The sequence below is a fragment of the Ornithinibacillus xuwenensis genome (assembly GCF_039614845.1).
GTDB lineage: Bacteria > Bacillota > Bacilli > Bacillales > Amphibacillaceae > Ornithinibacillus > Ornithinibacillus xuwenensis.
On the sequence record NZ_JBDIML010000004.1, the window covers coordinates 264,126 to 274,466 of the forward strand.

At 39.5% G+C, this 10,341-nt stretch carries 12 protein-coding genes; 8 read left to right on the top strand and 4 right to left on the bottom strand.

Annotated elements, in window-relative coordinates; all coding sequences use genetic code 11:
• Positions 1-380 precede the first annotated feature (380 nt).
• The gene (locus tag ABC228_RS14040) at positions 381-716 is read left to right on the top strand and encodes an ArsR/SmtB family transcription factor (RefSeq protein WP_345825775.1); all 336 of its coding nucleotides are present in this window, start codon (positions 381-383) and stop codon (positions 714-716) included.
• 114 nt (positions 717-830) lie between these two features.
• The gene (locus tag ABC228_RS14045) at positions 831-1,355 is read left to right on the top strand and encodes an SRPBCC domain-containing protein (RefSeq protein ID WP_345825776.1); all 525 of its coding nucleotides are present in this window, start codon (positions 831-833) and stop codon (positions 1,353-1,355) included.
• 88 nt (positions 1,356-1,443) lie between these two features.
• Here the strand turns inward: ABC228_RS14045 and ABC228_RS14050 are convergent, their stop codons facing one another.
• On the bottom strand, positions 1,444-2,739 hold the full coding sequence (locus tag ABC228_RS14050) for a glutamate-1-semialdehyde 2,1-aminomutase (RefSeq protein WP_345825777.1): 1,296 nt from the start codon (positions 2,737-2,739) through the stop codon (positions 1,444-1,446).
• Between the two features lie 144 nt (positions 2,740-2,883).
• Here ABC228_RS14050 and ABC228_RS14055 point away from each other — a divergent pair, with 144 nt between their 5' ends.
• The 6 genes from ABC228_RS14055 to perR all read left to right on the top strand — a co-directional run bounded on the left by ABC228_RS14055 (position 2,884) and on the right by perR (position 6,989).
• Positions 2,884-3,324: a potassium channel family protein gene (locus ABC228_RS14055; RefSeq protein ID WP_345825778.1), complete on the top strand. Its 441-nt coding sequence runs from the start codon at positions 2,884-2,886 to the stop codon at positions 3,322-3,324.
• A gap of 60 nt (positions 3,325-3,384) precedes the next feature.
• The gene (bcp, locus tag ABC228_RS14060; RefSeq protein WP_345825779.1) at positions 3,385-3,855 is read left to right on the top strand and encodes a thioredoxin-dependent thiol peroxidase; all 471 of its coding nucleotides are present in this window, start codon (positions 3,385-3,387) and stop codon (positions 3,853-3,855) included.
• A gap of 191 nt (positions 3,856-4,046) precedes the next feature.
• Positions 4,047-4,724, top strand: a complete 678-nt coding sequence (locus ABC228_RS14065) for a sugar transferase (RefSeq protein ID WP_345825796.1) — start codon at positions 4,047-4,049, stop codon at positions 4,722-4,724.
• A gap of 113 nt (positions 4,725-4,837) precedes the next feature.
• Positions 4,838-5,788 carry a D-2-hydroxyacid dehydrogenase gene (locus ABC228_RS14070; RefSeq protein ID WP_345825780.1) on the top strand — a complete coding sequence of 317 codons (951 nt, stop codon included), beginning with the start codon at positions 4,838-4,840 and terminating at the stop codon, positions 5,786-5,788.
• A 1-nt stretch (position 5,789) separates the two neighbouring features.
• Positions 5,790-6,344 (top strand): cob(I)yrinic acid a,c-diamide adenosyltransferase, encoded by a 555-nt coding sequence (locus tag ABC228_RS14075; RefSeq protein WP_345825781.1) that lies wholly within the window; start codon positions 5,790-5,792, stop codon positions 6,342-6,344.
• Positions 6,345-6,545: 201 nt separating this feature from the next.
• Entirely contained in the window at positions 6,546-6,989 is a 444-nt protein-coding gene (gene perR, locus ABC228_RS14080) for a peroxide-responsive transcriptional repressor PerR (protein WP_345825782.1), read from the top strand.
• A 46-nt stretch (positions 6,990-7,035) separates the two neighbouring features.
• On the opposite strand, the gene pabB is transcribed toward perR, so the two are convergent.
• Genes pabB through ABC228_RS14095 form a run of 3 tightly spaced genes read right to left on the bottom strand, consistent with a single transcriptional unit; the run spans position 7,036 to position 9,781 of the window.
• Positions 7,036-8,760, bottom strand: a complete 1,725-nt coding sequence (gene pabB, locus ABC228_RS14085) for an aminodeoxychorismate synthase component I (RefSeq protein ID WP_345825783.1) — start codon at positions 8,758-8,760, stop codon at positions 7,036-7,038.
• Positions 8,757-9,338 carry an anthranilate synthase component II gene (locus ABC228_RS14090; RefSeq protein ID WP_345825784.1) on the bottom strand — a complete coding sequence of 194 codons (582 nt, stop codon included), beginning with the start codon at positions 9,336-9,338 and terminating at the stop codon, positions 8,757-8,759. Before ABC228_RS14090 ends, pabB begins: the two co-directional genes overlap by 4 nt.
• 50 nt (positions 9,339-9,388) lie before the next feature.
• Positions 9,389-9,781, bottom strand: a complete 393-nt coding sequence (locus tag ABC228_RS14095; RefSeq protein WP_345825785.1) for a YgzB family protein — start codon at positions 9,779-9,781, stop codon at positions 9,389-9,391.
• Between the last annotated feature and the right edge of the window lie 560 nt (positions 9,782-10,341).

The window sequence follows — 10,341 nt, forward strand, 5'->3', positions numbered from 1 at the left end:
GTGAGACCCCACAGTGCGTCAGCGCGAGGAGGCTCACCAGCCGCCCGCGGCAAGGTAGACACTGTGAGGTTGCTCACGAACAGTTGTCGCCCCTGTACTGGAAGTGAAAGCGAAGTATATTTCCGGATCGGGATATATGCACTAGCTATAATCTTTCGTTTTTTCCTTGCTAAAAATACTTTTGTCCCAGCCCCTTTGTATTCGAGTATCGAAAAAAATAAAATATTCCTTTACAGGAATATTCCTTTCGTGGTATATTATGATTAACAAAAATTAAATTTTCCATTAGGAGGGAAATGATAACTTAGTAAAAGCTACTTTATATTCTCTTTGAAAATATCTAATTAAAGTACTGAAATGGATAGGGGTAGGTTCTATACATGGACACGACAACTTTGAGCGCTCTTGCCGAACCCAATCGTTTACAAATTGTTGAATTGTTGCGGGAAGGTCCACTTACTGTAGGAGAAATCGCAGAAACGTTACAAATCCGTCAGCCACAAGCGTCCAAACATCTTAGAGTTCTTGGTGAAGCCGGGATTGTGGCGGCACATGCTGATGCTAATCGTCGAATCTACCAATTACGTAAGGAACCATTTATACAATTAGATAAATGGCTAGCTTCCTATCGTAACATTTGGGAAGAAAGATTAGATAGCTTGGATGATTATTTAAAGGTATTGCAAAAGAAGGATGAAAGTCAAAAGGACGAATAATAGCTTCATCTGGTTGACATAAAAGCAAATAATACCGATAGCTGTTACAGATACAATACTTAATGCTGGATTCGACTGATGAGGTTCATTAAAAATATGGAGGGAGAATGTCAAATGTCTGAACAAGGAGCAGCATCTAAATTAGTATCTTATGCTGAAGGTTCAACACTCGTTATGGAGAGAACCTTCGATGCACCAAGGGAGCTTGTGTTTAAAGCTTATTCACAGAAAGAACATCTGGAAAATTGGTGGGGACCAAAGGGCTGGCAAACAACATCCGTCAAATTCGATTTTAGGCCTAATGGAGAATGGCATTACTGCATGAAATGTGTTGATGAAAAGCAAGGAGAATTCTTTGGACAGTTATCATGTGGTAAAACTTATTATCAAGAGATTGTTGAACCAGAGAGGATTACCTATAAGGATGTATTTGTTGATGCAGAGGGAAATGAAATCAGTAATATGCCAGAGATTTTTGCATCCATAACATTTTTGGAAGAAAACGATAAAACCAAAGTAATCATCCGTTCTCAATTCGATTCCGTCGAAACACTCCAACAAATAATGGATATGGGTGTTGTTGAAGGTAGTGCCTCACAATATGAACGTCTTGACATACTGTTAGAAGAATTAAAATAAGCTAATACGCTAGCTAAAATACCTCCAAATAGCAAACAGAGAGTTGCAAATCAAATTTGCAACTCTCTGTTTTATAATAATAAGCTTCTTACTTACTCATTTCCTGAAAAGCCTTCCCAACAGCCTCAATCGTTTCATCAATATCAGCGTCCGTATGTTCAGTTGTAATAAACCATGCTTCATATTTAGAAGGAGCGAGATTGATTCCTTGATGGAGCATTAATTTAAAGAACCTCGCAAATGCCTCGCCATCACTTGCTTCAGCTCCTGCATAGTTTGTTATCGCTTCGGTGCTGCCGAAGTAGACGGTTAACGCCCCACGTAGACGGTTAACAGAGATTGTCATCTGATGTGCCTTCGCCTGCTCCAAAATTCCTTTTTCTAAGCGAGCTCCAAGCTGATCTAATTTCTCATAAACGCCATCTTTCTTTAGTACCTCTAAGCAGGCAATTCCCGATGCCATAGAAGCTGGGTTACCAGCCATCGTTCCTGCTTGATATGCTGGGCCGAGTGGAGCTACCTGTTCCATAATATCTTGGCGTCCACCATAGGCGCCGATTGGTAGGCCACCTCCGATAATTTTACCCATTGCGGTCATATCTGGTTCAATTCCGTATACCTGCTGAGCACTTCCATATGTAAAGCGGAATGCGGTAATAACTTCATCATAAATGACTAGAGCGCCAGCCTCATGTGTCAGGTCATTGACTGCTTGTAAGAATCCTTCTGCAGGTTCTACAATACCAAAGTTTCCAACAATCGGCTCCACTAGTACACAGGCAACTTGATCTCCCCATAATTCCAATGCATGCTGATATGCGTCGATATCGTTAAACGGAACCGTAATGACATCCTGTGCAACCGATTCTGGAATTCCAGCTGAATCTGGTGTACCTAATGTAGAAGGTCCAGAACCAGCCTGTACTAGCACTGCATCGAAATGACCATGGTAGCTTCCAGCAAATTTTATAACCTTTGTTCGTCCAGTATATGCTCTCGCAACACGAATCGTTGTCATGACAGCCTCTGTACCAGAATTCGTAAAACGAACCTTTTCTAAAGAAGGGATTGCCTCCTTCAGCATTTTGGCGAATTTATTTTCTAATGCTGTTGGCGTGCCATATAAGACACCATTTTGTGCCGCTTTCGTGATTGCCTCTGTAATATGAGGATGAGCATGTCCAGTAATAATTGGGCCATAGGCAGCTAAATAATCGATATATTTATTACCATCCACATCCCAGAAATAGGCACCCTTCGCACGTTCCATGTAGACTGGTGCGCCTCCACCAACAGCTTTATAAGCACGTGACGGTGAATTGACACCACCAACAATATGCTCCTGTGCCTCTTGGTGTAGACTCTCTGATTTTTTAAAATTCATTTTGTTTCCTCCTATGTAAAGAAGCAATTAGCTTCTAATTGATACCGTACTTATTTTAACGCAATCGTCCTGCAAAATAAATGACAAGCACTCCGAGGTACTCGCATACGAATATAATAAACAATATTTGTAAAGGAAGATTGTATGACCATCATTACATGGCTGTTAATTGCAGCTGTATGCTACGTCATCTCTAAGAGTGTGTTCGACTTTATTAGAGGAGAGAAGAAATTATTTGGGGTGGAGATGCGAGAAAGACGGTTTTCATCAGAGATTTTTTATACATTAATCATTACCTATACCATTGTTATTATTGGATTTGGCTTAATTTATTTTATTCTATCATTCGAAGGGATATTACTTGTAGAGGGTGGCGAATTAAGACAGGTCAGTCCAATTGGTTCGATGATTCATTCCTTTTACTTTAGTGGGGTGACGATGCTGACGATTGGATATGGGGATATTACACCGATTGGCATTGGGAGATTACTAGCGTTAATAGAAGCGCTTATTGGCTATGTTCTTCCAACTGCCTTTGTGATTGGGTTAGTCCATAATTCCAATCAAGACCGTGCACGTGATTAGCATTATAAGCGGTGAAAATGCTATAGTGAACATGTAACTACTATGGATGGAGGTATGAAAATGAGTCTAGAAATTGGAAAAGTCGCACCGACGTTTACCCTTCCAAACCAGGATGGCAAGGAAGTTAATCTAGCAGATTTTAAAGGAAAGCATGTCGTGTTATATTTCTATCCAAAGGATATGACACCAGGCTGTACGACTGAGGCATGTGATTTCCGTGATAAGCATGAGAGCTTTGGCGAGCTTGATGCTGTCATCGTTGGCATTAGCCCAGACCCGATTGAAGATCACCAAAAGTTTATTGATAAACATGATTTACCATTTCTATTGCTTGCAGACGAGTCACACCAAGTAGCAGAGGAATATGGAGTCTGGAAGCTGAAGAAGAACTTCGGAAAAGAATACTATGGCATCGAGCGCTCTACCTTTATCATCGATAAAGAAGGCATTCTTCGCAAGGAATATCGAAAGGTCAAAGTAGAAGGTCATGTGGAGGATGCATTAACTTATATCAAAGAAAACCTATCGTAACAGGAAGGCCCACTATTGGGCCTTTTTTTCATGGAGAATACCAGAGCTAGTGAAGATCACCCATCCAATTAGTTAGGGGCAAGCTACCAAAATATTACTTTTTCATTACGATGTTATATACCTCTCATCTTCTGAATAAGATGAAATAGTTATATTTGTACAACTATAAAAATGAGGTGTATATAGTGGGGATGCTAGAATCTGCCAAAACGAAATCCAATTACTTTATTCATATTAATCTATTTTTCTTTTTTAAACGTCTGATTGATCTATTCTTTAGTGCCTCTTTGCTTCTATTACTCTCACCACTTTTTCTTTTCATTTGCTATCGAATCAATAAAAAAGAAGGGAAGCCTATTATCTATCGTGAGCTTCGAGTAGGGAAAAACAACCGTGCCTTTACGATGTATTCCTTCCGTACGACGACAAATGCTTCGAAGGTAATCCGTGCACTACCACCGTACCCATTTCCGAGATCATGGGAAAAAGGTGTACCGAGCTATTTTAAAATTAGCAGAGATAAATATGTTACCTATACGGATACAGGGCTATGGCTCAAACGATACCATCTGGATAAATTGCCCCAATTACTAAATGTCCTAAAGGGTGATATGAGCCTGGTTGGACCGAGTCCTGAGGTTCCGGAAATTGCCGATTACTATAATCGCTATCAAGCGAGGCGACTGAAGGTAAAGCCAGGGCTAACTGGATATGCCCAAGTAAAAGGTGTATCGAATGATAACCATGGCAAGAAGATTAACTATGACCTCTTCTATACACAAAATTGTTCCTATAAATTAGACTTCAAAATATTGTATCGAGCAACAATGAAGCTGGTAAAGAATGTTAATAAAACGATATTAGAGTAGCGGCGTATCGTGGTACGGGTGGATGGCTCCACCTTTTTTGTTTGTTCAAACAATCCATTACGTATAATATAGAAGTAGCAATTGTTGAACAATTTCTAAAGGGGGATTTACTGTTGGCTATCCTTTTTACCGCAAAACTATCTGACAAACATCAGCAGACTTTAAAGGAGAAGTATCCGAATCAAGCGTTTATCTTCTGTGAAGGCATTGACGAAGCAGAAGAATTTTTAGCAGAAGCAACTGTCTTTGTTACATATGGCGATGATGTCGACGAGCAACTAATTGAAAAGGCAACCAATTTATCATGGATAATGGTCTTATCTGCCGGAGTAGAACGTTTACCGTTTCAAGCAATTCAGGAAAGAGGAATTGTTGTGACGAACTCCCGCGGAATTCATAAGGTTCAAATGGCTGAATATACGCTTTCCATGTTGCTACAGGTGTACCGCCAAGAAAAGCAATTAGCGGTAAATGAGAGCAAGAGCAGCTGGGATAAAAGTGTTCGGATGAAAGAAATTACCGGTCAGACAATGCTCGTGTTAGGTACTGGCGCGATTGGGCAGGAGGTAGCTCGATTAGCACAGGCCTTCCGAATGAAGACAATCGGTGTATCTAGAAGTGGACGCTTTGTTAAGTATTTTGATGTCACCCATACAATTGATAATCTAAACAGCGTATTACCGGAAGCGGATTTTGTTGTATCTGTCCTCCCAAGTACAAGTGAAACAAAGTACTTGTTAACGGAAGAACATTTTACATTAATGAAGGACAGTGCGGTGTTTTTAAATATCGGTAGAGGGGACGTTGTCGCAAGCTCGACCTTGTTAACAGCAATTCAAAATGAAGAGATTGCCCATGCTGTATTAGATGTCTTTGAACAAGAGCCATTACCAGCGGACCATCCATTTTGGAATGAAGAGAGTATTACGGTAACACCACATATTTCCGGGCAATCACCGAATTATTTGGTTCGTGCCTTAGCTATTTTCCAAGACAACCTAGATAACATGCTGAACGGAGAAGAAGACTATATTAATTTAGTAGATCCGACTAGGGGGTATTAGGATGAGAATTTATACGCGATCAGGTGACAAGGGAAAAACGTCGCTTGTCTATGGGAAGCGAGTGCCGAAAAACGATGTACGAGTAGAGGCTTATGGAACATGTGATGAGGCAAACTCCATGATTGGCTTAGCCTCGAGCTTACTAGAGCAGGAAGTATGGGAAGGAAAAGACAAGTTCTTAGAGCAAATGCACCGTGTCCAGACGATTCTTTTTCATGTTGGTGCCGAGCTAGCAACCCCGAGTGATAAAGAGGTAGCATGGAAGTTGAAGGAGGAGCATATTCAAGAGCTTGAAGCACAAATCGATGAGTGGGATCAGCATCTAGAGCCGTTAAAGCAATTTATTCTACCATCTGGTCATCGTGCTTCTAGTGCACTACAAGTTGCTCGCACTGTCACTCGTCGAGCAGAACGACTAGCGGTTGGTATAGGGGATGAGTTGAATCCATTGGTATCATCTTACTTAAATCGTTTATCGGATTACCTATTTGTTGCTGCACGTTTTGTGAACAAAGCATTGGGTGGAACAGAGCTACCATTAAATACAGATGTTTAACCAGAAGCAAGCAGTAGGTAATCGTACTGCTTGCTTTTTTACTGTAACAAGGTGCTCTCATTATCAATTAGTTATAATATTTGAGACATTACAATATACTAATATTGACAAAATTCCATGGATAAGCGTACACTATTTGTAAAGATTATAATCTAATAATATTATTAGTCTTGAAAATTTCACGAAAGCGAGGTGCATGACGTGTCTGAAAAACGACTTCAAAAAGCAATTGATACTTTAAAAGAGTCAGGTGTCCGAATTACACCACAGCGTCATGCGGTGCTTGATTATCTTCTAAACGCAACCATTCACCCGACAGCTGATGATATTTATAAAGCACTCGAAGGAAACTTTCCTAATATGAGTGTTGCAACTGTTTACAATAATTTACGTGTTCTACGTGAAATTGGATTAGTTCGTGAATTGACATACGGTGATTCTTCAAGCCGATTTGAATGCAACCTAACTGAGCATTATCATATCATTTGTGAATCATGCGGAAAAATCGTTGATTTCCATTACCCATCATTAGATGAAGTGGAATCCTTGGCTCAAAAAGTAACAGGATTTAATGTCAGTCACCATCGAATGGAAGTATACGGTACATGTGAAGAATGTCAGCAGCTTGAAACACAAAAACATTAATATGAAAAAAGCCCTATTACATCCTGTCATGTAATAGGGCTTATTTTTATATAAGCTTTACTTTAACCCATTCCTTCACGCTATTGATAAACCAAATGCTAGAGCAACTCCCTAGCTCCTCAACACGGATGACTCGCTCAGAGACTTTCCCATCCTGCAATAAAGCCTCACGATACGTACCTGGAAGTAAGCCGCAGCTAACTGGTGGTGTGACGAACTTCCCATCTAGCTCTACCACGACATTCCCTTTGGTAAACTCGGTTATCTCTTCCTGTTCATTCCATAATAGGACATCAAATACATGTGGCGACTGCTTCAACACCTCTTCATAAAAAATGCGATTTGTTGTTTTGTGATAAAGAAAGATATTCGATTCCTGGATAGGATGCTTTGCCAGGGAGACATGTAACTCCTTCTCTTCAAAAACTTCTGGTACTGCTTCGATAGTAGTGGTTCCAATTCGAGATAGTAATACTCGAACCTTCCATTTCCCAGCTTTATACTGATTAGCTATTTCTAGAAGCTCTTCTTTTAAAGCTTGATGATCTAACGCGAAATTAAAATAGGAAGCGGAGTTTTGGATACGATTCAAATGGTTATCCAATACAAGATATTCCCCGTTAACTAATCCAATTGTTTCTAAAAGCTTAAAGTCCTGCTGTTTATTGCTTAGAATTTTTGCCTTTGTTAACACCTCAGCATACTCGTCCTTATCAGTGGAATCCCAGGTAATTCCGCCCCCAACACCATAGGTGGCATTGCCAGCATCATCGAGGATGACGGTTCGAATTGGAACATTAAAGATTGCTTCCATTTCAGGTGTGATAAACCCGATAGCACCACAATATACGTCACGAGGTGAGGTTTCTAATTCTTTAATAATTCTCATCGTGCTAATCTTCGGCGCTCCCGTAATGGAGCCACAAGGAAATAATGCCTGAAATACTTCGGTTATGCTTTTCGACTCATCAATATCTGCTGTAACGGTGGAGGTCATTTGATAGACAGTTGGATATTTCTCAATGGAAAATAGTTCGGGTACCTTCACCGTACCCGGCTTGGCAATAACACCTAGATCATTGCGAAGTAAATCCACAATCATCACATTTTCTGCGCGATTCTTCTCCGAGTGATAGAGCCATTCCGCATTCTCCTTATCCTCGGTTGCGGTTCTACCTCTAGCAACCGTTCCTTTCATCGGCTTAGTGGTTACCTTTCCATCCTTTAAATGAAAGAATAATTCCGGTGAAGCGGATAATAGCCGGTGTCCCCCGATATCTAAATAGGCGCTATAATTGGCTGACTGCGAGCTAGCAAGCTGATGGTATAAACCTATTGCTTCGCCATTAAATTGTGATTTCATTCGAATCGTATAATTAACTTGATATGTATCACCTTGTTCAATGTACGCTTTAATCTGATTAATGGCATTGTTGTAATCGGCGATAGTAGTATCAGGTTGCCACGCTGTTGCATGATAGCTCTCATGGTTTGGTAGTAGTCCATCTGTAGATGGGGAATCATAAATGCCAAACCAAAGTAGTGGTAATTGATTATTCGCATGTACTTCCATGGCCGAATCAAATGCTGGTGCTGCTTCATAGGAAACAAAGCCAGCAGCATAAAAGCCTTGTTGAATCGCTTCTTGAACCTTTTCGAAGGCAGGAATGACCTGCTCCAGTTCAAAGGCTGTAATGATTTTGATTGGGTTACGAAATGTAGTTGGCTTTCCATTAAAATCAAAATGGAGCATCGTATTATTCGTTCTCATGAAACATACTCCTTTTTAATTGAAAAAAAATTAGCTAATAATTGAAGGCCGCTTTCGGATAATATTGATTCAGGATGCCCTTGAATACCTTCTACAGGAAATGTTTTATGCCGAAGTGCCGCAATGTCACCTGATTCTGTTCTTGCACTAACCTCTAAACAATTAGGTAAATGTTCTGGATCTACCATTAAAGAATGATAGCGCGTGATACCTAAAGGATTAGGTAAGTCGGTAAAGATTCCTTCTCCATCATGGTCAATAGAAGAAAGCTTGCCATGGGTAGGTGCTTTTGATTTGATAATCCTCCCACCAAATGCTTGGGCAATAATTTGATGTCCTAAGCATACACCGAGAATGGGAATCTCCTGATAGAAATGTTCTACAACCTCCAAGCATATTCCAGCTGTATCTGGGTTGCCCGGTCCTGGTGAGATTAGAATATGGGATGGGTTGAGTGAACGGATTTCTTCTATTGTAAGTTCATCATGTCGTTTGACAGTTACTTCCTTATCAAGCTGGTAAATATATTGCACTAAGTTAAAGGTAAAGGAATCATAATTATCAATTACTAGTATCATGGATATCGCCTCATTCTTTTCGTAAAAAAACATCTACCGAACGGCAGATGTTATTTTGACTTGTTGTTTTGTTTTTCTTTGAGCTCTTTCTGGTATTTACGCGTATTGTATTTTTCGTCAAATTCTTTACCTTCAAGCGCTTTGTCAAGTGTCAATGGCTGCTTGCAATGCATACAAGCATCTACGCGTCCTAGCATTTTAGTTGGTTTTTCACAGGATGGGCATATAATGGGAACTGCTCTTGTCGATAGCATCCCAATCCACAAATAAACAACAGTACTAAGTACGATTGCGATAATTCCTAGTATGAAAAAGATTAGCATTACCCACTCGGTTTTCTTAAATAATAAACCAACGTACATTAATACAATTCCTGAAAAGATAAGTATTAAGGCAAAAGATCGGATTTTATTTATTTTACTTGAATAAACTAGTTGAGACATACTGTTTGTCCTCCTTACTAAATACAATGTTAGTATAGCATATTTTCTTCTTATTTTAGAATCGTTTTCACAGAACATGTGCATATTAGAGTCATATAAGTAGAAACAAGCTAGGTGCTAATCGAATAGGATACAGTGTCATCTGATTATATTTAACGACAATTAATTAAATGAAAAAGATTATTGACTTTGGTTATATAACCGTGGTAAAGTTATATCCGTTGCTCAAATGAAACAACCATTTAGCGACAGTAGTTAGAAAAATATATAGCGAAATGCTGTTGACATCTAAAGCACAAACGTGATATATTATTAAAGTCGCTGATTTGAGAAGCGGTGAATGAATTAAAAAAGTCTTTCAAAAAAAGTTGTTGACATAATATAGGCAACGTGATATGATATAAAAGTTGTCGCTAAAAAACAACAATGAAGATTTTGCTCCTTGAAAACTGAACAAAACAACCAGTATGTCAAGAAAAAACATACCCTGTTTTTTCGATAAAAGAAATACAGAAGCTAGCGCTTCTTTGCTAAGAAACAACCTATAATTGATTGGTGTC